27 protein-coding genes are annotated in these 24,888 nt (G+C 71.0%); 15 read left to right on the top strand and 12 right to left on the bottom strand.

Going from position 1 to position 24,888, the window contains the following annotated elements:
• The first annotated feature begins 38 nt into the window (after window positions 1-38).
• From AB0K67_RS22140 to AB0K67_RS22120, 5 genes are all read left to right on the top strand, one after another.
• Window positions 39-395, top strand: coding sequence for a BlaI/MecI/CopY family transcriptional regulator (locus AB0K67_RS22140; RefSeq protein WP_364063048.1), 357 nt, complete (start codon window positions 39-41; stop codon window positions 393-395).
• Window positions 392-1,297: a M56 family metallopeptidase gene (locus AB0K67_RS22135; RefSeq protein ID WP_364063045.1), complete on the top strand. Its 906-nt coding sequence runs from the start codon at window positions 392-394 to the stop codon at window positions 1,295-1,297. The genes AB0K67_RS22140 and AB0K67_RS22135 overlap by 4 nt, the downstream gene beginning before the upstream one ends.
• 60 nt (window positions 1,298-1,357) lie before the next feature.
• Window positions 1,358-1,849 (top strand): helix-turn-helix transcriptional regulator, encoded by a 492-nt coding sequence (locus tag AB0K67_RS22130; protein ID WP_364063042.1) that lies wholly within the window; start codon window positions 1,358-1,360, stop codon window positions 1,847-1,849.
• A gap of 3 nt (window positions 1,850-1,852) precedes the next feature.
• Window positions 1,853-2,290, top strand: coding sequence for a hypothetical protein (locus tag AB0K67_RS22125; protein WP_364063039.1), 438 nt, complete (start codon window positions 1,853-1,855; stop codon window positions 2,288-2,290).
• A 125-nt stretch (window positions 2,291-2,415) separates the two neighbouring features.
• On the top strand, window positions 2,416-2,781 hold the full coding sequence (locus AB0K67_RS22120) for a DUF2516 family protein (RefSeq protein ID WP_364063036.1): 366 nt from the start codon (window positions 2,416-2,418) through the stop codon (window positions 2,779-2,781).
• Here AB0K67_RS22120 and AB0K67_RS22115 read toward each other — a convergent pair.
• Complete coding sequence (locus tag AB0K67_RS22115) at window positions 2,766-3,431, bottom strand: SGNH/GDSL hydrolase family protein (protein WP_364063033.1); 666 nt, start codon at window positions 3,429-3,431, stop codon at window positions 2,766-2,768. The genes AB0K67_RS22120 and AB0K67_RS22115 overlap by 16 nt on opposite strands.
• Window positions 3,432-3,459: 28 nt before the next feature.
• On the opposite strand from AB0K67_RS22115, the gene AB0K67_RS22110 reads away from it, so the two are divergent.
• Window positions 3,460-4,194: an alanyl-tRNA editing protein gene (locus AB0K67_RS22110; protein ID WP_364063030.1), complete on the top strand. Its 735-nt coding sequence runs from the start codon at window positions 3,460-3,462 to the stop codon at window positions 4,192-4,194.
• Window positions 4,195-4,198: 4 nt separating this feature from the next.
• Here the strand turns inward: AB0K67_RS22110 and AB0K67_RS22105 are convergent, their stop codons facing one another.
• Window positions 4,199-5,128: a TetR/AcrR family transcriptional regulator C-terminal domain-containing protein gene (locus AB0K67_RS22105; RefSeq protein ID WP_364063027.1), complete on the bottom strand. Its 930-nt coding sequence runs from the start codon at window positions 5,126-5,128 to the stop codon at window positions 4,199-4,201.
• A 107-nt stretch (window positions 5,129-5,235) separates the two neighbouring features.
• On the opposite strand from AB0K67_RS22105, the gene AB0K67_RS22100 reads away from it, so the two are divergent.
• From AB0K67_RS22100 to AB0K67_RS22085, 4 genes are read left to right on the top strand one after another with little or no spacing between them, the layout of a single operon-like run.
• On the top strand, window positions 5,236-6,312 hold the full coding sequence (locus tag AB0K67_RS22100; RefSeq protein WP_364063024.1) for an FAD-dependent monooxygenase: 1,077 nt from the start codon (window positions 5,236-5,238) through the stop codon (window positions 6,310-6,312).
• Window positions 6,313-6,356: 44 nt separating this feature from the next.
• Window positions 6,357-6,752, top strand: a complete 396-nt coding sequence (locus AB0K67_RS22095) for a CU044_2847 family protein (protein ID WP_364063021.1) — start codon at window positions 6,357-6,359, stop codon at window positions 6,750-6,752.
• A 2-nt stretch (window positions 6,753-6,754) separates the two neighbouring features.
• Window positions 6,755-8,902, top strand: a complete 2,148-nt coding sequence (locus AB0K67_RS22090; protein WP_364063018.1) for a tetratricopeptide repeat protein — start codon at window positions 6,755-6,757, stop codon at window positions 8,900-8,902.
• 1 nt (window position 8,903) lies between these two features.
• Window positions 8,904-10,409, top strand: coding sequence for a DUF2207 domain-containing protein (locus tag AB0K67_RS22085; RefSeq protein ID WP_364063015.1), 1,506 nt, complete (start codon window positions 8,904-8,906; stop codon window positions 10,407-10,409).
• Here the strand turns inward: AB0K67_RS22085 and AB0K67_RS22080 are convergent.
• Window positions 10,406-11,314, bottom strand: a complete 909-nt coding sequence (locus AB0K67_RS22080) for an asparaginase (protein ID WP_364063012.1) — start codon at window positions 11,312-11,314, stop codon at window positions 10,406-10,408. The genes AB0K67_RS22085 and AB0K67_RS22080 overlap by 4 nt on opposite strands.
• A gap of 62 nt (window positions 11,315-11,376) precedes the next feature.
• Here AB0K67_RS22080 and dtd point away from each other — a divergent pair, with 62 nt between their 5' ends.
• Window positions 11,377-11,802: a D-aminoacyl-tRNA deacylase gene (gene dtd / locus AB0K67_RS22075; RefSeq protein ID WP_364063009.1), complete on the top strand. Its 426-nt coding sequence runs from the start codon at window positions 11,377-11,379 to the stop codon at window positions 11,800-11,802.
• A gap of 22 nt (window positions 11,803-11,824) precedes the next feature.
• On the opposite strand, the gene AB0K67_RS22070 is transcribed toward dtd, so the two are convergent.
• The 4 genes from AB0K67_RS22070 to AB0K67_RS22055 all read right to left on the bottom strand — a co-directional run bounded on the left by AB0K67_RS22070 (window position 11,825) and on the right by AB0K67_RS22055 (window position 14,441).
• Window positions 11,825-12,763, bottom strand: a complete 939-nt coding sequence (locus AB0K67_RS22070; RefSeq protein WP_364063006.1) for a folate-binding protein — start codon at window positions 12,761-12,763, stop codon at window positions 11,825-11,827.
• A 126-nt stretch (window positions 12,764-12,889) separates the two neighbouring features.
• Complete coding sequence (locus AB0K67_RS22065; RefSeq protein ID WP_364063003.1) at window positions 12,890-13,303, bottom strand: Fur family transcriptional regulator; 414 nt, start codon at window positions 13,301-13,303, stop codon at window positions 12,890-12,892.
• Window positions 13,304-13,654: 351 nt separating this feature from the next.
• Window positions 13,655-13,951, bottom strand: a complete 297-nt coding sequence (locus AB0K67_RS22060; protein WP_364063000.1) for a DUF2470 domain-containing protein — start codon at window positions 13,949-13,951, stop codon at window positions 13,655-13,657.
• Between the two features lies 1 nt (window position 13,952).
• The gene (locus AB0K67_RS22055) at window positions 13,953-14,441 is read right to left on the bottom strand and encodes an FABP family protein (RefSeq protein ID WP_364062997.1); all 489 of its coding nucleotides are present in this window, start codon (window positions 14,439-14,441) and stop codon (window positions 13,953-13,955) included.
• A 50-nt stretch (window positions 14,442-14,491) separates the two neighbouring features.
• Between AB0K67_RS22055 and AB0K67_RS22050 the strand changes: the two genes are divergently transcribed.
• Window positions 14,492-14,854: a DsrE family protein gene (locus tag AB0K67_RS22050; protein ID WP_364062994.1), complete on the top strand. Its 363-nt coding sequence runs from the start codon at window positions 14,492-14,494 to the stop codon at window positions 14,852-14,854.
• A gap of 58 nt (window positions 14,855-14,912) precedes the next feature.
• Here AB0K67_RS22050 and AB0K67_RS22045 read toward each other — a convergent pair whose 3' ends face one another.
• The 4 genes from AB0K67_RS22045 to AB0K67_RS22030 form a co-directional block, all read right to left on the bottom strand.
• Entirely contained in the window at window positions 14,913-15,704 is a 792-nt protein-coding gene (locus tag AB0K67_RS22045; RefSeq protein ID WP_364062991.1) for a metalloregulator ArsR/SmtB family transcription factor, read from the bottom strand.
• 331 nt (window positions 15,705-16,035) lie between these two features.
• The gene (locus tag AB0K67_RS22040; RefSeq protein WP_364062988.1) at window positions 16,036-16,755 is read right to left on the bottom strand and encodes a glutamine amidotransferase; all 720 of its coding nucleotides are present in this window, start codon (window positions 16,753-16,755) and stop codon (window positions 16,036-16,038) included.
• Window positions 16,745-17,974, bottom strand: a complete 1,230-nt coding sequence (locus tag AB0K67_RS22035) for a MurT ligase domain-containing protein (RefSeq protein WP_364062985.1) — start codon at window positions 17,972-17,974, stop codon at window positions 16,745-16,747. The genes AB0K67_RS22040 and AB0K67_RS22035 overlap by 11 nt, the downstream gene beginning before the upstream one ends.
• Window positions 17,975-18,150: 176 nt before the next feature.
• Window positions 18,151-20,874, bottom strand: a complete 2,724-nt coding sequence (locus tag AB0K67_RS22030; RefSeq protein ID WP_364062982.1) for an ATP-binding protein — start codon at window positions 20,872-20,874, stop codon at window positions 18,151-18,153.
• 61 nt (window positions 20,875-20,935) lie between these two features.
• Here AB0K67_RS22030 and AB0K67_RS22025 point away from each other — a divergent pair, with 61 nt between their 5' ends.
• Complete coding sequence (locus AB0K67_RS22025) at window positions 20,936-21,130, top strand: hypothetical protein (RefSeq protein ID WP_364062979.1); 195 nt, start codon at window positions 20,936-20,938, stop codon at window positions 21,128-21,130.
• Window positions 21,131-21,242: 112 nt separating this feature from the next.
• Here the strand turns inward: AB0K67_RS22025 and AB0K67_RS22020 are convergent, their stop codons facing one another.
• Window positions 21,243-23,189: a hypothetical protein gene (locus AB0K67_RS22020; RefSeq protein ID WP_364062976.1), complete on the bottom strand. Its 1,947-nt coding sequence runs from the start codon at window positions 23,187-23,189 to the stop codon at window positions 21,243-21,245.
• A gap of 170 nt (window positions 23,190-23,359) precedes the next feature.
• Between AB0K67_RS22020 and AB0K67_RS22015 the strand changes: the two genes are divergently transcribed.
• The gene (locus AB0K67_RS22015; RefSeq protein ID WP_364062973.1) at window positions 23,360-24,025 is read left to right on the top strand and encodes a hypothetical protein; all 666 of its coding nucleotides are present in this window, start codon (window positions 23,360-23,362) and stop codon (window positions 24,023-24,025) included.
• Window positions 24,022-24,672, top strand: a complete 651-nt coding sequence (locus AB0K67_RS22010) for a hypothetical protein (RefSeq protein ID WP_364062970.1) — start codon at window positions 24,022-24,024, stop codon at window positions 24,670-24,672. The genes AB0K67_RS22015 and AB0K67_RS22010 overlap by 4 nt, the downstream gene beginning before the upstream one ends.
• Window positions 24,673-24,888 lie beyond the last annotated feature (216 nt).

The following is a 24,888-nucleotide window of genomic DNA, read 5'->3' as shown; positions in this document are numbered from 1 at the left end:
ATGCCAGCTCGACACGTTGTAGAGCTAATCTGAAAGACGTGAAGGGTCTTGGCGAGCTTGAACGCAGCATCATGGACATCCTCTGGGCGGAGAGCAAGGCGCTGACCGCCCGCGAGGTCGGCAAGCTGATTGCCGATCGCGACCTCGCACCCACGACGGTCATGACCGTTCTCGACCGCCTCACCCGCAAGGGCTTCCTCCAGCGCACCCGCGACGGGCGGGCGTGGAGATATCAGCCGGCCGAAAGCCGTGACGCATACATCGCCGAGCTTATGCTGGAGGCGTTGGACATGACGGGCGACCGATCGGCCGCCCTGACCCGCTTCGCCCAGGCCGTGTCGGGCCCGGAGGCGGAGATCCTGCGCAAAGCCCTTGAGGAGCTGGAGGAAGAGTGATCACGGCAGTGGTGCTGGCGGCGCTCGCCACGGCGTGCGCGGTCGGCTCCTGGCGTTTCACCACGGCTCGATGGACCTCCCGGGCCCCCAGGCTGGCCATCATCGTCTGGCAGTCACTCGGCCTCGCCTGGGGGCTCGCCACCACGGGCGCCATGCTCGCCTTCGCGGTCCAGCCCTATGGCACCGGCGTCATCCCGGGGCTCGCCGCGTTCGCGCGGGGCGAGACCCCTCCGCAGGCGTGGGACCCGCTCCACGTGCTCGCGCTGATCGCCGGGCTCACCGCGCTCGCGGTGCTGGTCGCGGTGCTGATCACCGCGGGCGTGCAGGCGCTGCGGGCCCGCCGCAGGCACCGCATGCTGCTCGCGCTGACCTCGCACGACGACCCGGGCGTGCCGGGCGTGCGGGTGCTCGCCCATCCCAGCGCCGCCGCCTACTGCGTGCCGGGCCTGCGCTCGCAGGTCGTGGTGAGCGAGGGCGCGCTCAAGCTGCTGTCGGAGGACGAGCTGGCCGCCGTGCTCGCTCACGAGGCGGCCCACGTACGCGAGCGCCACGACCTCGTGCTGCTGCCGTTCGCCGCGCTGCGCAGGGCGCTGCCCTGGTCGAAGGTGGTCGCCGACGCGCAGGCCCAGGTCGAGCTGCTGGTCGAGATGGCCGCCGACGACCGCGCGCGCCGCTACTGCTCGCCGCGCCGGCTGGCGACGGCGCTGCTGCGCTTCGGCACGGCGGGCGCGATGCCGACGCCGCAGGGCATGCTCGGCGTCCACGCGAGCCATGTCATGGCCAGGGTGAATCGCCTGGTCAAGCCGCTTCCCGAGCTGGCGGCACACGTACGGTACGGGTACATCGCGCTGTCTGTGACGTTGGTCACCAGCGCCCCGCTTCTCTGGTTCCTGCAGCTCTGACGCTTGCAGGTGTTAACCGCCGTGTTTGCAATTGCAAGCACGGCGAGGCAGACTGTGGGTATGGCACTACCCAAAGTCGGCTCGATCGGTGAATACATCCGCGAGCAGCGGCAGCAGGCGAAGATCTCGCTGCGCCAGCTCGCCGCGGCGGCCGGGGTCTCCAACCCCTACCTGAGCCAGATCGAGCGCGGCCTGCGCAAGCCGAGCGCGGAGATCCTCAACCAGATCGCCAAAGGTCTGCGGATCTCCTCGCAGGCGCTCTACGTGCAGGCGGGCCTCATCGAGGACCGTGAGCCGCCCAGCGACGTGCTCACCGCGATCAGGGCCGACCCGCATCTCACCGAACGCCAGCGTCAGGTGCTGATCGACATCTACGAGTCGTTCCGCAAGGAGCAGCCGGCCGGGGACGAGCAGACCTCCCAGAATGCCCGTCCCCAGCGCGACTCCCGGTCGGACGACGAGCCGCTGCCCGAGGAGTATCGCGCCGCTCTTGAGCCCTATGCGGCGCCCTCGCGCGACGACAACGTCACCCAGGAAACCAAGGAAGGTTAACCCATGACGCTCGCCACCGAAGTCAAGAAGCTCACCGAGTCCAAGCCGTTCTACGCCGTCGCCGGCGTCGGCGACTACGCCGTGGAGAAGCTGCGCGAGCTGCCCGAGCACCTGCAGAAGCTCCAGTCCCGCCGCTTCGAGCTGGCCAAGGAGCTGCCGGTCAAGGCCCGCGAGTACGCCGACAAGGCCGAGGGCATCGCCAGGGAGCTGCCCGGAAAGGCCCGCACGTACGCCGACCAGCTCACCCACAAGGCGAGCGAGGTCTACGAGGAGTTCGCCACCCGTGGCCGCCGCGTGGTCAGCAAGACCACCGGTGAGGCCGCGCTGGAGCTGGAAGAGGTGTCCGTGGCCGCCGAGCCGCCGGTCGCCGAGCCGGTCAAGCCGGCCAGGAAGCCGCGTTCTTCGAGCACGGCGGGCACGACGGGCAAGGCGAAGGCCTGACCCGCTGTTCCCGGCCCGTCTCCCTTCGGAGACGGGCCACTTTCCGCTTACGGGGGTGCCCGCGTGCGCAGGGCGCCTATTAGGCTGAAGCCGTTTGCATCGAGGCGTTGGGCGGAGACGACTACATGAACATGATCTACGGGGTCTTCAACCTCCTCTTCCTGGTGCTGGCCATTGCCATCTTCTGCATGTCGGCCTACGCGCTCGTGCACGCCATGAGGGTGCCCGCCAACGCCTTCATCGCGGCGGGCAAGCTGCAGAAGAACCTGTGGCTGCTGATCCTCGCCCTGGCCGCGCTGTTCTCCGCCGGCAGCGCGCTGAGCTACTTCCAGGCCTTCATGGCCGTCGGCAGCGCCGCGTTCATCGGCATCGGGCTCGGCATCTTCTCGATCGCCGCGGTCATCGCGGCGACCGTCTACATCGTCGATGTGAAGCCTGCCGTCAAGGGCATGGGCGGCCGGGGCAACAGCGGCCCCTACGGCCCCTGGTAAAGGCCCTGATCCTGGCGGCGGGCCTTGAGCTCGCCGGCCAGCCAGGCGGCGAGCCGCTCGTGCCCGGCGCGCGTCGGGTGGATGCCGTCGGGCAGCACCGCTTCGGGCGGCCATGTCATGTGCAGGGGGTCGAGGAAGGGCACCTTCTGGGCGGCGGCGGCCTGGGCGAGCGCGTCGCGCACGCCGTACGCCTTGCGCGGCGGGTCCTCCATCCAGATGGGCCCCACCATGACCGTCTCGGTGCCGGGCCAGTGGGCGCGGACTTTGGTGAGCAGCGCGGCGGCGGCGCCGCGCACCTCGTCGGGGCTCCAGCGGCGGTCGTTGTGTCCGCCGGAGATGACGAGCAGGTCGGGGGCGGGCCGCCAGGACAGCTCCAGCTCGTACGAGCGCTCGAACGTCCGCCCCGCCCGCCCGGCGTTGCAGAACCCGGTGCCGCCGGCCCCCGCGATGATCGGCTGCCAGCCCATCAGCCTGCCGGTGTGCGCGGCGTAGGTCTCCCAGCGCGGCACCGGCCCGGAGCCCACGGTGAAGCTGTCGCCCACGAACATCAGCACGGGCGCGGACTGCCCGGCCCCGCGCGCCGGACCGGCACCGCAGGCCGGCAGGGCGAGCAGCGCGAGCACCGCGGCGTATCGCGTAAGCCTCCGCATGACCACCCCAGGGGACTAGGCTGCCGATATGAGCACCGATCTCCACGGACGTACGCAACGACTGGAGTTGTCCGACCAGAATCTGCGTGACTTCGAGGCCGTCGTCCTGGACGCCACACCCGAGGGCATCGTGCTGAGCAGGTCGGCATTCTATCCAGGTGGGGGCGGCCAGCCGGCGGATCACGGCGTTCTGATCTGGCAGGGTGTCGAGACGCGCATCGTGGGAGCTCGCAAAGGCGACGATCTCTACCTGATTCCGGCAGAGGGCGATCCGATCCCGCCGGTCGGCACGGTCGTCAAGGGCGCGGTGGCCGACGAGCGGCGCTCGGCCCTCATGCGTACGCACTCCGGGCTCCACGTGTTGTGCGGCGTGGTGTTCAGGGACTACGGCTGCCTGGTCACCGGCGGCAACATGGAGCCGCTCACCGCGCGCATGGACTTCAACCTGCCGGAGGTGCCGCCCGGCTTCAAGGAGACCGTCGAGGCGGCCTGCAACGCCGAGATCGCCGCCGACCGGCGCATCGACGTGCGGGTGCTGCCCCGGGCGGAGGCGTTCGCCATCCCCGACATCGTCCGCACCGCCACCAACCTCGTGCCGGAGAGCGTGCAGGACGTGCGCATCGTCGACATCGTGGGCCTCGACACGCAGGCCGACGGCGGCACCCACGTGGCCTCCACCAAGCAGATCGGCCGCATCGAGGTGACCAAGGTCGAGAGCAAGGGGAAGGGCTTCCGCCGCCTGCGCATCCGCATCGCCGACTAGCCGATCACCGCGAGCCGATCACTGTGGCCAGGCCGTCCAGCAACGGCTGGAGGCCGAACTCGAAGAGCCGGTCGAGGTCGAGGTCGAAGTCGTCGCCGAGCTCACGGATGAGCGTGCCGAAGGCCGGATGGTCGCCCGACTCGGCGAACCCGCGCAGGATCGGCTGCTGGGCGTCCATCCACTCGTCTGCGCTCATGCCGGTGCTGGCGCGGGCCCGGCGTTCGCGCTCCAGGTTGACCGCGATGCCCTGCACGTAGCTGAAGAGCAGGGTGTGCACGTACATCTTGGTCACCGGGTCGAGGCCGGTGCCCTCCAGGGCGCGCATGGCCCATTCGGTGTGCTCCAGCAGGGACGGCGAGGGCATCGGCCGGGTCAGCGAGGTCGTGTGGGCCAGCCAGGGGTGCGCGCGGTAGGCGGCCCACTGCGTCCTCGCGGAGATCTCCAGCCCGGCGCGCCAGCTCTCCGGCCGCCCGCCGGGCAGCGGGAAGTCCTCGATCACCGCCCCGACCATGAGCATGACCAGCTCGTCCTTGCCGCCCACGTGACGGTAGAGGGACATGGTGGCCACGCCGAGCCGGGTGGCCAGGCCCCGCATGGTCAGCTCATCAAGACCCTCCTCGTCGGCGATCTCGACGGCCGCGCGCACGATGCGCTCGCGGGTCAGGTCGTCATCCGACAACGCGCGCGGCACCTTGCGGGTGCGGCTCTCCGCCACGACCGTGCCCACCCGGGGCTCGGCGACCACGACGCCCTCCCTGGCCAGCAGCGTGAGCGCCTTCGCGGCGGTGGCCAGCGCGACGTTCCAGTCTCTGGCGAGCTGCCTGGTCGAGGGCACCCGCTCACCGGGTCGGAGCCTGCCGTCGGCGATGCGCCGCTTGATGTCGGCGGCGATGCGGGCGTGCGGCGGGACGCTCTCGCCTGAGCCTGCCGTCATCTGACCTCCTGTACTAGTACAGATCTTTTCCACTATAGCTTGCTACCTGCTGTATGTACTTCGTACATTCAGTTCTGCGTACAACGTCAACAGCAAGGAGCGTGACGGTGAAGATTCTGGTTTCCGGCTCGGGCGTGGCGGGTGCGGTGCTCGCGCACTTCCTGGGGCGCGCGGGCGCCGACGTGACGGTCGTCGAGCGGGCCCCGGGCCTGCGCACGGGCGGGCAGCCCATCGACATCAGGGGCGCGGCGCTCACCGTGGTTGAGAGCATGGGCGTGCTGGAGGAGGTCAGAGGGCTGCGTACGACGCCGCGCGGCATGTCCATGGTGGACCGCGACGGCAACGAGCTGATGCGCGACACCGAGGCGACGATCAGCGGCGGCCGGATCGACGGCCCCGACATCGAGATCATGCGCGGCGACCTGGTCTCCGTGCTCGCCACCGCGAGCCCGGCCCGCCGGGTCTACGGCGACTCGATCGCCACCCTGACAGAGGACGGCGAAGTGACCTTCGAAGGCGGCGGGCGCGACCGCTACGACTACATCATCGGCGCCGACGGCCTGCACTCGCGGGTGCGCGCGCTGGCCTTCGGCCCCGAGCCGCGCTACATCCACCACCTCGGCCAGTACATCTCCGTCTTCACCACCGACAACTTCCTCGGCCTCGACCACTGGCAGACCTGGTTCAACGAGGGCGACGCGGGCGGCGTCGCCTTCAGCGACCGCGACCGCGCCAAGATGATCGTCAACCTGGGCTTCGAGAGCGCGCCCATCGCCTACGACCACCGCGACGTCGAGCAGCAGAAGCGGCTGATCGAAGAGCGCTGCGGACGGCTGTGGGAGGCCCCCAGGCTGATCGAGGCGATGTGGAAGGCCGACGACTTCTCCTTCGGCCCCATCGCCCAGGTCAGGATGGACCGCTGGAGCACGGGCCGGGTGGCGCTGGTCGGCGACGCCGGCTACTGCGCCTCGCCGCTGTCCGGGCAGGGCACCAGCCTGGCCATGGTGGGGGCGTACGTGCTGGCCGAGGAGCTGCTGGCGGGACCCGAGGGCGCGGGCGAGCGTTACGAGCGGCGCATGCGGCCGTTCGTGGCGGCGAACCAGGCGCTCGCCACGGAGAACCCGGGCGGACCCGCCCCGATGGAGAGCGTGCAGCGGGCGGCGAACGCGATCTCGCTCGGCTGAGCCGTTCCCGTCGCGATCCGGTCATGCGGAGGTAGATTCATGGCGTGACCGAGCTCGTGCGGTGGGAACTCGAAGACGGCGGCTCCGTACTGATCGAGACCGGCTCCGACGAAGAGCCGGGAGGAGGGTGGGAGTCCGCCGGCATCGGCGCAGGCACCATCCGCCAGGCCAAGCTGCGGCTGGAGGAATCGCTCTCCGACGTGCGGGACGCCGCGGCGGCGGCGCTGAGGACGTTCCGCGAGCTGCCGATCGGGCCCGACGAGGTCGAGCTGGAGTTCGGGGTGAAGCTCCAGGGCGAGGTCGGGGCGGTGGTCGCCAAGGGCAAGGCGGAGGGCCAGCTCGTCGTCAGGCTCCGCTGGCAGGCCCCCGGCAGGAACGACGGGGCGGCCTCCGACCGGAGCGACCGGCAGGCCCCCGGCCGTACCGACCAGAGCGGCTGAGCGTGAAAGGGGCGTGGCGCGCCCGCGTCCACGGGCCGGACCGCACCCTGGGCGCCGGATTCCTGGTCGCACCCGACCTGGTGCTCACCTGCGCCCACGTGGTGCTCGAAGAGACCGCACCGTTGGTGTCCTTCCCCCAGGCGGGCAGGGGCGACCTGCTCGGGCTGCGGGCGACCGTCCACATGATGGGCCCCTGGCGGGCTCAGGACGACCTCGGCGACGTCGCCGTGCTGAGGCTCGAACGCGCCGTGGACATCGGCCCGGCCAAGCTGGTGACGCATGCGAGTCCGCAGGGCGGTTACGTGGCTCACGGCTTCCTGCGGCCGGGCGATCACACCGGCGCCCCGCTGGAACTCGTGCTCACCACCACCGACCTGTTCGGCGAGTGGCAGCACGTCCGCGCCGCCACCGCCCACGCCGAGATCCCCGACAAGGGCTTCAGCGGCGCGGCCGTCTACGACCACGAGACCGGCGACGTGATCGGCATGTTCACCGACAAGGCCACGTCCGCGACGAGGCTCACCGGCCGGATGCTGCCCGTCTCGTCCATCCGCCGCCACTGGGAGGAGCTGGACGACGTCCTCGACCTGCCCTGGCTGTCGCAGGACGAGCGGCGCGAGCTGCGCCGGATCGTGGCGGCGGCCGGGGCCGGCACGGACCTGCGCGAGCTGGTGCAACGGGTCTTCCCCGGCAGCGGCGCCCACCCCGACTTCCGCTCGGTGTGGGACGCGATCCGGCACGTCGCCGAAGAGCTGCCCGGGGAGGACCGGCTGCGCCGGTTCCTGTACGAGCTGGTCAAGACGCTCACCCCGGAGCCCGCCAGGAACGACCTTCGCCGGTGGATCCGCGAACACCTCGACACGGCCGAAATCCTGCGCGCCCAGAGCGAGCTGGCCGAGCGTCTTGAGACTCTGGGCCGGTTCGACGAGGCCAGGGAGCGGTGCGAAGAAGTGCTGCGCCGCTACGAGGGCTCGGAGACCGCGTACGGCGCCGAGTACCTGCTGCTCCTGCACCGCTTCGCGATGGTCCTCTCCCGCCTCGGCGACTACCCGCAGGCCCTGGACCTGACGCGGCGCACCATGGAGTACTTCCGCGAGCACGGCGACGAGCGCGTGCTGCTGCGCGTCGCCACCGACCGGGCCCGCGTCCTGCACGACGCGGGCGAGCTGCAGGCCGCGGTGTCCCTCATGGACGAGGCGCTGGAGCGCTGGGCGCGGGCGGCCGACCCGCTCGACGTGCTGGCCGCCCGCACCGTACGGATGTCGGCGCGCAACAAGCTCGGCCACTTCCTGGAGACGAGGAAGGAGGCCGCGAAGGTCGTCGAGGAGTACCGGGCGCTCGGCCACGAGCTGCACCCGGGGTGCCTCGACGCCATGATGGTGCAGGCCACGGCGCTGATCATCTTCGACTACCCGTCGCGCGACGTGCCGCGGATGGAGGCCCAGGCCATCGAGCTGATGGAGTACGTCCACCGGGTCCGCAAGGACGAGCTCGGCCGTGACAACCCGCACACGCTCGCGGCGGCGGCGATGCACGGCCGCACGCTGGTGCGGGCGGGGCGCAAGAACGCGGGGCTCGCGGTGCTGAAGGAGGCCGCCGCCGGGCTGGAGCAGCGGCTGGGGGCGGCACACCCTGTCCTGCTCGAGGCCCGCCACTGGTACGCCCAGGGCCTGCTCGAGGACAACCAGCTCAAGAAGGCCGCAGCGGTCTTCTCCGACGTGCTCGACGACCGCCGCCGCATCCTCGGCAAGGAGCACATCGACGCCCTGACCACCCAGTGCCGGCTGGCGACCGCGACAATGCTGCAGGGCCGTCTTGCGACGTTCCGCGCGGTGCCGATCGCCTATGACGCACTCACCAAGGCGCTCGCCGGCGGCTACCGCCACCGGCTCGACCTGGTCGGCGACGGAGCGATGGCGCTGCTGCTGTCCGCCGTCCTGTCTCCGGTCACGCAGCTCTACAGCCTCGCGCAGCCACGCCTGCACCCGCCGACCTGGCAGGACGCGAGCGACGAAGACAAATCAACACGAACCGATACCATGTCCCGCCATGACGGGTTTCAGACTCACGATGGCCGCCCTTACGGCCACCGCTCTGACGTTGACCACCGCCCCGGCCGCCGCGGCGGCTCAGGCAGGGATCACGGATGAGGTGACGCTGACCCTAGGCAAGAACGGCACCCTGCACGTGGTCGAGAAGATCGGCGGGGCGTCGGGAGAGCTCAAGCGCACGTTCATCACCAGGACGCGCTACGACGACACCAGCGACCGCCTCTACCAGATCTCGAACGTCAAGGGCGGCACCCTGTCGGGCGACGTGCTCACCGTGACGGGCGAGACCGTCGAGTACGACGTCAAGGGCGCGGTGACGCCGACGGGCGGCATCGAGGAGCTGCGCTGGTTCGCGGTCGGCGGCTGGAATCAGCCGGTCACCAAGGCCACCGTGCACGTCAAGGGCCCAGGCCAGGTGCAGAACCTGTCGTGCTTCGCCGGTGCGCTGACCTCGGCCATCGGCTGCACCTCCGCCTCGATGGACCACGAGGCCATCCAGGCCGACTTCGAGCAGGAGAACCTCGCCCCCGGCGAGGCGCTGACCGTCGTCGTCGGCTACCCCAAGGGCGCCACCGGCGCCCAGCCCATCCTGGACCGGCGGTTCTCGCTGTCGGCCGCCTTCACGCTCAACGCCGTCACCGGCGGCGCCCTGGCCGCCCTGCTGGTGCTGCTGCTCGGCGGCGTGGCGCTGCTCTACTGGACGCGCGGGCGCGATGCCAGGGCCGCGGGCCACGAGGGCGCGGTCAACCCCGTGCAGAACGGCCAGTTCACCCCGCCCGAAGGGGTGCGGCCCGGCCAGATCGGCACGCTGGTGGACGAGCAGGCCGACGTCATCGACGTCACCGCCACCATCGTGGACCTCGCCGTCCGCGGCTATTTGCGCATCGACGAGCAGCCGCGGCAGACGTACGACGCGCCGGACTGGATGCTCGTCAAGCTGCACCACGCGCCGGTCGACGCGCTCCTGCCGTACGAGCGGGCGCTCTATGACGCCATCTTCGAGGGCCGCGACGCGGTGCTGCTGTCGCAGCTTTCCGGCACGTTCGCGAGCCATCTGGGCAAGGTGCGCGACGCGCTCTACGCCGACGTGGTCAAGCAGGGCTGGTTCGCCCGCAGGCCCGACACCGAGCGCACCCGCTGGACCACGATCGGCGTGGTGCTCATCGTCGTCGGGCTGCTGGCCACCGCCGCGCTGGCCTGGTTCACCACGTACGGGCTGCTCGGCCTGGCCGTCATCATCGCGGGCGGCGCGCTGGCGGTCGGCGGGCAGTACATGCCGGCCAAGACCGCCAAGGGCTCGGCCGCGCTCGCGCAGACCATGCGCTTCCGCGAGTACCTGTTCTCCGGTGAGCTGGGCAATGTGCCCGAGCAGCACCGGGTGGAGCTGTTCTCCCGCTACCTGCCGTACGCCGTGATCTTCGACGGGGTCGAGCACTGGTCGCGGGTGGTGGCCTCCGTCACCGGGAACGGGCAGCAGGCGGACAACCTGTACTGGTATCACGGGCCGGCGGAGTGGGACCTGTCGAAGTTCGCCGGGTCGATGCGTACGTTCACCACGACGACGTCGGGCGCCATCTCCGCCACCCGCCAGTTCCGCAGCCTCTAGCGCACCCTCAGCTCGCCGACGGGACGGCCGCCGCCCAGCACGGCGGGCGCGCCCAGCTCGGCCAGCTCGGGCGCGTCCAGGCCCACCGAGCGCAGCGCGGCCACGGTGACCGGGGTGCGGGCGCGCCCGTACCCGTCCTCCACCTTGATCGCGCCGGCCCGGCCGTCCTCGAACGCGAACGCCTCGAACGCCTCCGCCCCGGCCTTCACCATCAGGCCGGGCAGGGCACGCATGAGCTTGGCCTCGGGCCGGTCGGTGCCCGAGGTCCACTCCGGGTAGGTGCGCATGGCGTCGAAGATCTTGCGCTCGTACGAGTCGGGCGACGACAGCGGGAACGCGCGGAACGCCTTGACCACCCCGAGCATCGAGACGAAGAACAGCGGCGCCCCGCACCCGTCCACACCCGACGCGGCGACCCGCTCGCCGGTCAGCTCCTCCACGGTCTCCCTGATCGCGCGCTGCAGCGGGTGCGCGGGCTCCCGGTACGTCTCCAGCGGCCAGTCGTTGACGGCGCAGGTGGCCAGCATGGCCGCGTGCTTGCCCGAGCAGTTCATGTAGACCCGCCCGCACTCGGTCACCGCCCGGTCGAACGGGTAGTCCTCAGGGCACTGCAGCGCCGACTCGTCGAGCCCCGCGTCCGACAGGATCTTCCTGACGCCCTCCACGTGGAAGGGCTCGCCCGAGTGGGAGGCGCAGGCCAGCGCCAGCAGTTCGTCCTCCAGGCGCAGCCCGGCACGCAGCATGCCGAGCGCCTGAAGCGGCTTCATCGACGACCGTGGCGAGGCCGGCACGTGCACCGCACCTCTGGTCTCGACCGGGCGCGCCTGGGCGTCCACGGTCAGCACGCGGGCCAGATGCGTGGACTCCACGAACCCGGACCGGACGACTTCCACAATCATCGACATGTTCACAACCCCTTTCGACACGAGTGTATGGAGGGGTTTGTCCTGGTCCAGAATGGGTGCCCATGCGAGCAGTCGTACAGAGAGTCAGGTCGGCCTCGGTCGAGGTCGAGGGGCGCACGGTCGGAGCCATCACGGAGCCCGGCCTGCTGGTGCTGGTCGGGGTCACGCACACCGACACGCGGGCCGAGGCCGCCAAGCTCGCCGCCAAGCTGTGGGGGCTGCGCATCCTGCACGGCGAGAAGTCCTGCTCCGACGTGTCGGCGCCGCTGCTGGTGATCAGCCAGTTCACGCTGTACGGCGACGCCCGCAAGGGCCGCAGGCCCACCTGGCAGGCCGCGGCCCCCGGCCCGGTCGCCGAGCCGCTGGTCGACGCCGTGGTGGAGGAGCTGCGGGCGCTGGGCGCCCACGTGGAGACGGGCAAGTTCGGGGCCGACATGCAGGTGTCCCTGGTCAATGACGGCCCCATCACGGTCATCCTGGAGATGTGACCCCTTCATGGGGCGTTGAGGTCTAGCGGATGCGGCGGCGCAGCGCCGGGTCGATGCTGACGTTGCGCCCTGCGTCCGGCGGCACCACGACCTCCTGGGCGGCGGCCACCCCGCCGGCCAGGAGCTGCGCGTCGACCGGCACCGTACGCTTGATCACCGCCAGCGCGATCGGCCCCAGCTCGTGGTGGCGGGCCGACGAGCCCACCACACCGACCTCCTGGCTCTCGAAGATCACCGGAGCGCCGTGCGGCGGCAGCGTGTCGACGCTGCCGTCGAGGTGGAGGAAGACCAGGCGGCGCGGCGGATGCCCGAGGTTGTGCACCCGCGCCACCGTCTCCTGGCCGCGGTAGCAGCCCTTGCTGAGGTGGACGGCCGTGCCGATCCAGCCCACCTCGTGGGGGATCGTCTTGTGGTCGGTCTCGAAGCCGAGCCGCGGCCGGTGCGCCTCGATCCGCAGCGCCTCGTACGCCCACAGACCGGCCAGCGGCCGCCCCATGTGCTCACCCAGCTCGGACCTGGGCACCAGGAAGTCCTCATTCGCCGTGGAGAGCACCGCGAGGTCGTCGGCCCGCGACACCTCCACCCGCAGCATGAACCGCATGCGGTCGAGGTAGTCGATCAGGCTCTGCGCGGTGCCGGGCTCGACGTGGGCGAGCACGCTCTCGCCGTCGTCCACCAGCGTCAAGTGGTGCTGCACGCGGCCCTGCAGGTCGAGGTCGAGCGTCTGCGTCCACTCGCCGGGCTGCAGCGTGTCGAGCTTTTGCGAGGTCAGGTCGTTGAGCCATTTCAGCCGGTCGGCGCCGGAGATGCGGACCACCTCGCGGTTGCTGCGGTCGACGATCGCCTCCCTCTTGGCCAGCGCGCGCTGCTCGGCGAACAGGTCGCCGTAGTGGGCGGCTACGTCGGAGTCCGGCGCGTCCGCCGGGACCGCGCCGGGGAGATCGAGCAGAGGGCTACGCATGCCTTCCAGGCTATCCGCACCTGAGATCGTGCCGTCGCCGCCCCGGCCGGGTCGTCCATGCGGCGGCCCGGATCAGTGGAAGCCGCTGCGCCGGCCCCGTCGGCGAGGGCCGACGCGCCGGCTTGGTCAGCGGCAGTCGCGGCAGCGGCCGAACACCGTCAGGTGGCGGACGTCGGCCACGAATCCCATCTCCTTGTCGAGCCCCTCCACCAGCCCGTCGGCCAGCTCAGGACGTACCTCGAACACCTGCTCACACCCCCGGCACACCAGGTGGACGTGGTCCGCCTCGGCCGCGAGGTGGTAGGTGGGCGCGCCATGGCCGAGATGGGTGTGGGTCACCAGGCCGAGCTCTTCGAGCAGCTCCAGCGTGCGGTAGACGGTCGAGATGTTCACGCCGCGCGCGGTCTCGCGCACCTTGACGCAGATCTCCTCCGGTGTGGCGTGCTCCAGCGCCTTGATGGCCTCGAGGACGAGCTGACGCTGCGGGGTGACCCGGTAGCCCTTGGCACGGAGTTCTTCGTGCCACTGCGTCTCCGTCATGACCCGAGTCTATGCCGCGACGATATTCGCTTGCCCCTTTCGCGCAGGACCGCATAGCTTCTGGGGTACGCGGAAAGGAGGTGGTCCGAATAATGAGTAGTCATAATCGGGCTAGCGAGGTGGTTGTCCGCTGACATCGCGGACTGTTGTCTCGTGACGTCAGCGAATACGAGGCAATCACCGGGGCCCCTGGCAGCCGGAGGGCGGGACGTCGTTCCCGTCCGTAGCCCAGCCGGCCCGCCTGCACGGCAGGCGGAAAGTTGCCCGGGGCCCTTTTTCATGCCCGCACCGGCTGAGAGACGGCTCAGTGCTCGCCGCGGGCGCGAACGCCGATCTTGGCTGAAAGACGGCTCAGTGCTCGCCGCGGGCGGGGAGGCCGAGCTTGGCGCACGCCTCGCGGTAGAGACGTACGACGGCCTTGCGCACCTGGGCGCGCTCGGTCAGCGTCTCCCCCCACGGCACCCGCACCCGCTCCCCGCCGTCGATCGTGAACGTGATCGCCTCGGCGTCCACGTCGGTCGTGACGGCGCTGGCGGCCTCGGGCCTGCCGCCCAGCGCGCGTACGATGAGCAGGCCGTCCTCGGCGTGGTCGTCGTTCATGTGGCGTTTGATCGCCTCGACCGCGTCGGGGGTGAACGGCGAGCTCATCTCAGGCGACCTTCTTCAGCTCGGCCGACATGTGGTCGCTGAGCGGCTGGCCCATGGCCGCCATCTCGTACGCCCACATGAGGTTGCCGTTGACCAGGCCGTAGAGACGGTGGCCCGCCGTGTACTCCTTGGCGGACACCGTACGGGCGACCACGTCGGTGCGCAGCTCGATCTTGTGGAAGACGACCTCGCCGATGTAGATCTCGACGATGCCCGTCGGATGGGAGAGCACCACCTCGATCTGCCGGTCGGGCTGGGGCCGCCAGTAGCCCGACTCCGTGGCCAGCGGCTTGACGCGGTTGCCGGCGTCGTCGAGCAGCCAGGTGCGGCTCACGTAGGTCAGGAACGGCTTGCCGTTGTGGCCGAACTCGATCTCCTGGCCGAAGTTGAAGCTCTCGATCGTGGGGTAGCCGCCGACGCCCGCGCCTTCCCACCGCCCCAGCAGGAACGCGATCGGCTCCAGGTCGGGGTGCACCTCAGGTTCTTCCATGGTTTCCAAGACTAGTGGCGGTGGAGGACCGGGGCGTTAGGGTGGCGAGCATGGCACGATCACTGGTGATCAAGGTGACCGCCGGGGCCGACGCCCCCGAGCGCTGCAACCAGGCGTTCACGGTCGCGACGGCGGCGCTCGCGAGCGGCGTGGACGTCTCGCTCTGGCTGACCGGCGAGTCGGCGTGGTTCGCGCTGCCCGGCCGGGCCAAGGAGTTCAGCCTGCCGCACGCCGCGCCGCTCACCGACCTGCTCGACGCCCTCCTCGCGGGCGGGCGGGTGACGCTCTGCACGCAGTGCGCCGCCCGCAGGAACATCACGGCCGACGACGTCATCGACGGCATCCGCATCGCGGGCGCGCCGGCGTTCGTCGAGGAAGTGACCGCGGAGGGCGTGCAGGCGCTCGTCTACTGAGCCGTCTCACTGGGCCGTCTCACTGGGCCGTCTCACTGGGCCGTCTCACTGGGCCGTCTCACTGGGCGCCCGACGGCAGCGGCTGGCCGGTCTCCAGCAGGGTCTTGAGACTGGAGACGATCTCCGGCCAGCCCTGGCCGACGCCTTCCCTGATCGTGCTGCCCGGCTCGAACCCGCCGTGCACGACGGTCAGCTTGACCATCTCGCCGGCCTCCTCGATCTCGAACGTCACCGTCGAGCGCGGCTCCTTGGCCATCTCCTCCCGCCCCTCGGGGGTCAGCCCGACGATCTCGGCGAACTCCGGCGTGATCGTGTGCCAGGTGTACGCCAGCCGCCGGTACGGCTCCGACGCCACCACGACCTGCTCGGGGTCGGCCATCCTGACGCCCTCGTACGTCCAGGTGACCGCCGAGCCCACCTGCCAGTCCGACTCCAGCTCCACCCCCCAGTAGCGCCGGGTCCATGCGGGGTCGGTGAGCGCCTGCCAGAGGCGTTCCGGGGTGGTGCGGATGTAGGTGGTGTAGACGACGTCCTGCTCCATGGGACGTACCTCCAAGGCCGTCTTGAGGTCCGCCAGGGCGGCTGCCCGGTGGCGGTCGTAGCGGTTGATCCAGCGGTCGGCGATGGCGTTGATCGGTACGGCGTTGAGGAAGTGCAGCTTCTCCCGCCCCCGCCGCACCGTGGTGACCAGGTTGGCCTCCTCCAGCACGGCGAGATGCTTGCTGACCGACTGCCTGGCCATGTCGAGCCCCGCACACAGCTCGCGCAGCGTCTGCCCGTCACGGGCGTTGAGGCTGTCGAGCAACCTGCGGCGGCTGGGGTCGGCCAGCGCTCTGAAGACGTCGTCCATTTTTCGCCATCCTGACATGCAGCCGTCCGGCTGCCTTTCGCACGATATGCAGCCGTGCGGCTGCATGTCAACGGTGGGCACCCGAGGGCACGGCCCTGGAAGGGGAGCTGCCCTGTAAGGCGGGGCAAGGGCACGGGCGGGGCAAGGGCACGGGCGGACGCACCTCGCGGCCCGCACGGAAGCGCCCGATGCCGCCTCAGGCGACCGGCCGGCGCCTCCTGGGCGGCACCTGCTTGGCAGCGCCCGGCGCCGCCTCGGCGGACGTACTGGAGCGCGCGGTGCCGTCGCGAGCCGCCCGGCCGGGAGCGGCGGCCAGGGCGCGAGCCGTACGTCAGCGCTGCTGTTCGAGGACCGTGGTGAGGCGCTCCTGGCGGAGGGCTTCGTAGCGGGAGTCGTCGAGCGGGGGCAGGTCCCCTACCCGCCACGACAGCAGCAGGTCGGCCAGCGCGGGGTTGCGGGCCAGGGCGGGGCCGTGCAGGTACGTGCCGACGACGTGGCCGGCGTAGCAGCCTTCGAAGCCGTCGCCGTTGCCCACGCCCACGACCGTCTTCGACAGCGGCTTGACGCCGGGGCCCAGGTGGGTGACGCCCATGTGGTTCTCGAAGCCGGTCAGCGTGGGGATGTTGAGCGCGGCGTCGACCTCGGCGACCAGCTCGCCCACGGCGCGGGCGGGGCCGCGCGAGCTGGTGATGTCGAGCAGGCCGATGCCCTCGACCGGCTGCCCTTCCTCGCCGCCGAACGTGCTGCCCATGATCTGGTAGCCGGCGCAGACCGCGAGCACCGACGCTCCGCGCGCGACCGCGCGGTGCAGGCCGCCGTCCTTGCGCAGGCGCCCGGCGGCCAGGATCTGCGGGCGGTCCTCGCCGCCGCCGATGAGGTAAATGTCGCCGGTCTCGGGCACCGGGTCGGCCGAGCGTACGTGGATCGTCTCGGTCTCGATGCCGCGCCGCCGCGCCCGCGCTTCGAGGACCAGGACGTTGCCCTGATCGCCGTACGTGCTCAGCAGGTCGGGATAGATCCAGACGATGCGAAGGGCGCTGTCAGACGGCACGGCCGAACTCCGATCGGATGTGCTGGAAGGCGGTGTAGTTGGCGATCACATCGACCCGGCCGGGCGGCTGCATCGCCAGGGCCTCGTTGAACGTGTCGCACAGCGTGAACGCCACCTCGGCGACGTCGAGCCGCAGCGCCAGGTCGAGACGGCGCTCGCCGGTGACGAACACCGGACGCCCGCGCAGGATGCGGTAGTCGACGTCCCACAGCCACGAGGTGTCGCGGCCGTCGGGGCCCTGGGCATTGACCGACAGGATGACCGGAAGCTGCGGGTCGGCGACGTCGAACGCCTCGAGCCAGCCGGCGGGGTTCTTCGCCAGCAGCAGGCGGGCGTGGCGGCCGTCGCGCTCGACGGTGGTGTAGCGGCCGGCCACCGAGGTGACCTCGCGCAGGCGGGGCAGCGCCCGGTCGACCGTCACCCCGAACGCCTCGGCCACGGCCAGCGCCATCACCGCGTTGGAGCGGTTGGCCTGGCCGGGAAGCTGGATGTCGAGCAGCCACCGCTGCCCCCGCGGGTCGATCGCGGAGTCGCCGTCGACCGCCCACTGCGGCTCGGGGCGGTGGAAGGTGCACTCGCGGCAGGCCCAGTCGGCGTCTTTGCGGTCGAGCGGGCCGCCGCACTCGGGGCAGCACCAGGAGTCCTCTTTCCACCGCTGGCCGCCGGCCACCCAGGTGACCTTGGCGGCGGTGGAGGCGGCCCAGGTGACGAGCGGGTCGTCGCAGTTGGCGATGACGTGGGTGGGCCTGCCGGACAGCGCCTTGCGCCACTTCTGGGCGAGCAGCCAGATCTCGGCCGCGCGGTCCATCTGGTCGCGGCTGAGGTTCATCAGGCAGACGACGCCCGCGCCCGTCGTGTCGAGCACCTGCGGCAGGTATTTCTCGTCCACCTCCAGCACGCCGTAGGGTGCGCGCTTGTGCTGGGCGAGCGCCGAGACGTGGCCGGCCGGCATGTTGGCGCCGAAGGCGTTGGTGGCGACCTCGCCGAGCTCGAGGAGGGCCGAGGTGATCAGCCGGGTCGTGGTGGTCTTGCCGTTCGTCGCACTGACCAGAGCCAGCTTGCGGTCACGGGCCAGCTGGCGCAGCAGGTCCGGTTCGAGCAGCAGACCGATTCGCCCGCCGATCACCGATCCGTCACCGCGCCCGGTCATCCTGGACAGCGTGGCGGCGCTGCGTCCCAGGGCGCTGGCGAGCTGGGCCCGCAAAGGAAGCTGGGTCATGAGCATGGATCCTAGTCGGGGTTGCCGCCTGCTTCGGAGGAGCACGCGGAAACGCCGTCCGGTTTGCTACCCGGTGCGAACCTTCACGTGGGCCGATCCCTGATGTGCCACGAGCGAACGCCCAGCCGCCACGTCCCGGCGCCCCGGCCGGGCCGCCCGCATCGCCCAGGCCGCCCTTACGTGGCCGGGGTGCTGTAGACGGGCGCGGCGTTCACGGGCGCCGCCGCCGGCTCGGCGAACGCGATCTCCGGCGCTCCACCCTGCTCGAACGGCAGCACGAACCGGCGCGGCCACGACAGCACGCCCTCCAGCCAGCCCGCCCCCATCGTCTGCCCCACGTGCCGGATCCTGGCCGCCGCCTCGACCCCGATGGCCACGGTGAGGATGTCGCGCTGCACGCTCTCGCTCTCGTCGTCGCCGAGTATGACCCGCCAGGCCAGCTCCCTGTTGTGCTCCACCTCCATGGACAGCGGGTGGTGGCGCAGCGCCTTGGCGCGGTGGCCGAGCAGCTCGGTGTGCCCCAGGTCGCCGGTGGTGCCCGGGGACTGGCGGAACAGGGCGTACTCCATGGGCGGGGCGGGGCTGCGCGGGTTCGGGGCGGGGTGACCGTACGGGAAGAGTCTTTCCACCTCGTGCAGCCAGCGCACCTGCGGGATCACCCACGACGCCCCCGGACGCTCGCCACCGCTGTCGAGGCCGGCGAGCAGGCGGGTGGCGGTCTCCGCGGCCTTCTCGGTCAGCAGCGACGGGTCGAACCACGTGCGCAGCGACCACGCGCGCCGCTGCACGCAGCGCTCGATGAGGGTGGCGAGCAGGCACTCCCTGCGCCGGGCCGGCAGCTCGTTCCACGCGGCCGACAGCGCGCGCGGGACGCCGGGCAGCGGACGGTTGGTGACGAAGGCGAGCACGACCGTGTCGCACCAGATGCGCAGCCAGGCCCACTCCTGCGCCCCTGCGAGCACGTCGGCCTCGCGCAGCTCGACCAGCGTGCACGCCTGCCCGGTACGGCACTGCGCCCCGCACGCGGCCGACCTGCGCCCCCTGATGGGCGGCGGCGGCCCGGGCAGCACCTTCTCCCGCGACTCCCCCAGCGGCACGCGGACCCGCAGCGGCCGGTCCATGCCGTCGGCGAACACCGCCGCCGCGCCCGGCTGGAGCGAGACCACGTGGCGGGACTGCTCGTCGCTGAGGTTCATGGCGGCGCCGACGAGCCTCCTGTCGTCCTCGGCGGGCAGCCGGTGCACGACCTTCAGCGCGGTGTTCTTGACCACGTCGGTGACGAGCTTGGTGGGGATCTGCTCGGCCACCACGATGCCCTCGCCGTACGCCCTGATCTCGGCGAGCAGCCCGGCCAGCAGCTCGACGGCGTGGGTGGAGGCCCGGCCGTGTCCGCGGTCGCGCAGCAGCCGGTGCGCCTCCTCGATGACGATGACGTGCCGCAGCCCGGTCGAGCGCTCGCGGCGGGCGCGCATGCGCAGGTGCTCGACGATGCGGATGATCAGCGTGCCCATGAGGAACGCCTTGTCCTCGTCGTTGGCGACGTCCTCGATGGCCAGCACGACGTTGCGTTCGAGCAGGCCGCCGATGTCGGCGGGGTGCCCGCCCTCGAAGAAGCGCCCGGCCGAGCCGACGCGCAGCGAGCGCAGCCGCAGCGAGATGAAGCCCTCGACGTCGGCCTGCACCTCGCGGCCGTAGCCGATCTCCTTGATGACGTCCATGGCGTGCTGCTGGAGCTGTTCGAGCGTGGGCACGCTGGGCGGGACGTCGGAGCCGGGCACGGCGCCGCCGGTGACGACGTCCCAGCCGGTGGCCTCGTAGACGCGCTGCAGGGCCAGCGACATGATCTGCGGGAACGGCTCCTCGGCGTCGAACGCCGCCATGAACAGCGCCCTGACCATGTCGATATGGGCCTGGACGGGGTAGCCGGGCTCGGGTTCGAGCGGGTTGACGCTGAACGGCACGCCGTCGGGGGCCGACGGGTTGATCACGGTGACCGGCTCGGTGACGCGGCCGGCCATGGCGGCGTACTCGGACTTGGCCGGCTCGATCGCGAGCCACGGGATGCGGGCCCTGCTGAGCTGCTCCAGCATGTGCCGCACGGTCTGCGACTTGCCCGAGCCGGTCGCGCCGGTGACGAACGCGTGCCTGTTGAGCGTGGCCAGCGGCACGCGGAACGAGCCGACGCCGCGGTCCTGGCCGTCGAGTATCTCGCCGAGCAGCAGCTCGCCGCCCTCGCCCGCGGCGTTCCCCGCGCCGTCGGACTCGGACGTCACGTCGAAGAAGCCCGAGTCGAGCACCCGTACGCCGGGCACCTCGCGGCGGGGCAGCCCGGCCAGCGCGGCGAGCGCCCCCGCCGTGGCGGCGAAGGGCGCGGCGGCGCCGTCGGCGGGGTCCTGCATGGTGATGGCCAGCGCCTCGGTCAGCGCGTACGCGGCCCCGTGCGAGCTGCGCAGCCGGTACGGGTGATGGCTCATCTCGACCGACCCGACGAGCACGGGGGCGATCTGCCGCAGCTCCTCGGCGGTGGCGCCGCCGGCCAGCACGCGCACGTTCCACAGACCGGCCTCGCGGAAGGCGTCCAGCTCCTGCATGCGGCGCTCGGCCCGCTCGGCGTCGAAGCGGGAACGCTCGGAGGCGTCGCCGTACTGCCGCAGCACATTGAGCTGAGTACGCAGGTGCGCCACCTCGGCGTCGAGCAGGTCGGTCGGCTCGGCCACCACCAGCCAGCCGAACGGCCGCGACATGAGCGTCACCAGCGTCGACTCGAAGAGCGTCGGCCGCTTGAGCTCGTCGGGGTCGAACTCGCGCCCCTTGCTGCCCAGCGGCGGCGCCTGACGTCCCGGGCACGGCGTCCACACCAGGTCGGCCAGGTCGGCCAGATACTCCTCATCCAGCCGCACACCACGCGCTCCCCCGGGGAACAGCAGCGGCTGAGGGCCGCTCGGATGGTCGGGCAGGTCGGTGGACCTGCGCGGCTGGCGCGGCGGCGACAACGGCCCGGCATTGGTGATCAGTTCAAGAGGCGCTCCCGATCCGCGCGACAACCAGCCGATCACGAACGGCCGATCGCGCTGCGCCGCCGACAACACCGCGGGAAGCACGGTGACGAAATCCCATTCCGCCGACGAGCTTCGCGAGGGTGCTGCGATCGACTGAATTCGATACCAGGGCCCGCTCAACGAGACGCTCGGCTGCATTTCAATCCCCCACAGACGGTTCTTTGTTAAATTCCGCCAACCGTCAGCTCGTCACCTTGACATTGACCATGTCATTGCCTGCCCTTGCGCCAGTCCAGGCGCGGCGGTGGCGGCCCGAGGTTCGGCGGCGGCTCGCCGTCTGCGCCGCCCGCTCTGGGGTCGAGCGCCAGCACCGCGTCCTTGACCTCCTCGAACTCGCCGAGCGTCGTCTTGGGGAAGGTGAGGATGGCCGGGTTCGCGTCCGCCAGGCGGACCCGACGCCCCTGCGCGGTGGCGTCCGTGACGATCACGGACGTGGTGGGAAGCTGCTGGAGCTGGTGCGGCTCGACGAGGAACTCGCGCGAGCGCTGCAGCACCCGTTCCTTTTCGGAGATCTTGTCGGCGGTGCGCCCCCATTCCGTGGACTCGGTGATGTCGCCCTTCAGGTCGGGCGAGTGCTCGTCGTGGGCTTGCGCGCCGTCCTCGACCTGCGCGATCGTCGAGGTGTAGCCGCCGTCCAGGCCCGGCAGCGACTCGCTGATCGTCTCGGTGAGCTGGGCCAGCTCAAGGCGGTGCTCGGTGCCGACGTGCTCGCTCGCCACCCTGGCGTCCTCGGCGTTGCCGAGCCGCATGAACGCCACCGCCGCGTGCCCTCGGCCGAGCCGCTCCCTGACCGTGGGGGTGAGCGACCGGTAGGTGAGGACGAGTCCCGTACGCGAGGTCTCGCAGGCGTCCATCAGCCGGTCGAGCACGTCGCCCCTCAGCTTCTCCGCGCCTGCCACGATGATCGTGTGGTACCAGGGCCGGTCGGATGCGGGCGACTGCCGCAGGATGTGGGTCAGGGCGGTGGCCACGTACGTGCCGAGCACCCGGTTGCCGAACACGCCCGCCTGCCGGTCCATGCTCACCACCCGCAGCCTGGCGGGCGGCAGCCGCACGGCCTCCGTGCCCAGCGACTCCAGCTTGCGCAGCTGCGACTCCAGCGCCCAGGCCCGCTCGATCACCACCCGGTCGCTGACCCCGCGGCCGAACAGCGTGCCGATGCGTTCGAGCTGGGTGGCGGTGATCAGGCCGAACCGCAGGTCGTCGCGCGGGTCGCCCACCTGCGCCAGGGCCCGCAGCGCCGCGGTCACCTGCCTGATCGTGGCGTTCTCGCCGAGCACCTCCAGCACCCGCTCCAGGATCGCGTTGTCGAAGCTGAGGTCCCGGGTGGTGCGGTGCTCCTCGCTGACGCTCACCACGTGCGCCAGCACGTCGGCGAACGCCTCGGGCTTGAGCGTGGCGCCCAGGTCCAGCCTGGGCAGATCGACCGGCAGCACCCACACCAGCGGGTCGTCGCCGCCCTTGCGCGCCAGCTCGATCAGGTCCTTGGCGATCGCGCCCTCCGACAGGTCGAGCACGGTCAGATGGCCGCCACTGTAGAGCCGGGTCGCCCCGATCAGCGTGATCAGCGCCGACCAGCCGGGTAAGGTGCCGCCCGCCACGTCGATGCGGTCGATCTCGTCGGGCACCGACACCGCGTACCAGGTGAGCTGCTTGTCGTGGCGCTCCTTCGACTCCTGCCACTCGCGGTAGCGCTGCGCGTGCTCCTCCTGCGCGCGGAACAGCTCCTTGTCACGTTCCTGCCGTCGCCGCTCGTCGCGGGCCTGCTGCTCCATCACCCGGTACCTGACCGCGCGGTCGCCCTGGAACAGCGCGTAGCTGCAGATGCCCGCCACGCCGCCGGCCGCGATCAGCCCCAGCACCGCGAACGACCAGGCGAGGTAGCCGGTCAGCGCGGCGCCCACGATCAGCACCGACAGCACCAGCATGGCCATGCGGACGTGGCGTACCGGCCGGTTGAGCATGTCCTCGAGCTGGCGCTCCCGGCGCAGCAGATCGGACGTGGCGGGATCGGGCTGCTCCTGCGCGGACGGCTCCTCGACCGGCGAGGGACGCTTGGGCGGCGGTCCCGGGTCGGGATGGAGCAGGATGTACTGCCAGCCCAGGTAGATGCGGTCCGCCTGGAGCTGGGCATGCTCGGGATGCACGTCCGCCACGTGACCCTCCGGCCGCCGATATGTCATTAGGTGTAGGGCTCAGCCCATTCCCGCTCCGTGACAGCGTATGAGCTAGAACCACCGTAGCGGCAGGGTTCTCGGCAATTTGACCAGTCCGATGGGAGCATTGCGGCAGATGGGACAAGCGATAGCTATTACCATCCTTACCCATGACGGAACCCTCCGGCGACCGCAGTAACAAGCCGAGACGCCCGGTAGTGGTGCCCGCAATCGCCCTGACGGCCCTCACCGTCATCGGCATCACCGCCCTGCTCGGCGGCCTCAACGAGGCTCCCGACGAGGTCGAGCCGCTCGGCCAGGGCGCCGTGCTCGACCAGGGGCTGTACGACACCAAGTTCGTCGAGTCGCGCGTACGGGTCGAGCGCGCCCAGAACGACTTCGACGAGGACAAGCGCTTCCTCGAAGTCGTCTTCGACGTCACCAACAAGGGCGACGAGACGCTGCCCGTCGGCCTGCCGCCTGAAAAGCTCGAACACGCCTTCACCTCGACCACCTTCGCCGGGTCCCTGGTCAAGATCACGCCCGCGTTCGACAGGGACTCGGGGCCGTTCGCGTTCGCCCTCAGCAAGGGCGACGAGACCCGGCAGCTCCACCCCGGCGTGCCCAGCCAGGTCATCCTCCGCTACCGGCTCAAGGACGGCCAGCAGCCGCCTGACAAGGTCACCCTCGACGTGGCCTCCTTCGAACTGACCGAAGGCTTCAACAACGCCGAACTCGAATGGGGCATGGTCGCCGAAGAGGCGGGCGAGCGATCGTACCTGCCCGTCATCAAGGCTCGTGTCACCCTGCCGGTGAAGAAGGGCGGCACGTCATGACCGTCACCGAACAACGCTCCGAGATCGCCCCCGCCCGCCGGCCGCGCCGGGGCAACCGCCGCAGAAGCGCCGGGACCGGCGTCACCGGCGTCATCGCCGGGCTCGCCATGCTCGCCGCCGCCGTTCTGCTGCAGACCAAGGCGCTCGGCGAAGGGGCGATGAGCGACCCGCTCAGTTACACCGGGACCAAAGGCGAGGCCGTCGACGCCCGCCGGTTCACCGTACGTCTCGACTCCTTCACCACGGCCAAGAAGATCCAGACCTCCGACACCGAGACCATCGAGACCGGCAACCTTTTCCTCATCGTCAGGGCGTCGGCCAAGTCCAGCATGAAGCCGTACCACCTGGGGCAGCCCGTCCTGCTGACCGACGACGGCAAGCGCTTCGCCGCCACCGACCGGGTGGACAGCCAGCAGACCCTGGCCAACAAATGGGTACAGCCCGACATCTGGGTCGGCGGCCTGTCCTTTTTCGAGATCCCGCCCAGCGCGCTGCCCGGGGCGCGGGTGGTGTTCAAGCTGCCGCCGCAGGCGGGGCCGCAGGAGCCGTACCGGCCTGAGGTCGAGATCGATCTCGGCCTGGACGAGGCGGGGGCGCGCAAGCTCGCCGACTCGCCGCAGGACGTCTACTCGATCGTTAAGAAGTGATCTCAGGATGAGCACGAACGAGCGTGACTGGTTCTCGCCACGCGTCAACCCGACACCTGGTCCTGAGACCGAGCCTGAGCCCGGCTCCGGTGCCCGGGGCGGCGCCGGGGCCGGTACCGAGTTCGGCGCCAGCCTGAATGCCAGGGCCAGGACCGAGTTCGGCGTCGATGCCGATGCCGATGCCGAGATCGAGGCGCCGCCGCAGTCCGCCCACGA

It is taken from the genome of Nonomuraea sp. NPDC052634 (assembly GCF_040678535.1).
GTDB classification, from domain to species: domain Bacteria; phylum Actinomycetota; class Actinomycetes; order Streptosporangiales; family Streptosporangiaceae; genus Nonomuraea; species Nonomuraea fastidiosa.
The sequence above is the reverse complement of the archived record's forward strand: the minus strand, read 5'-3'. Positions and strand labels throughout refer to the sequence as shown.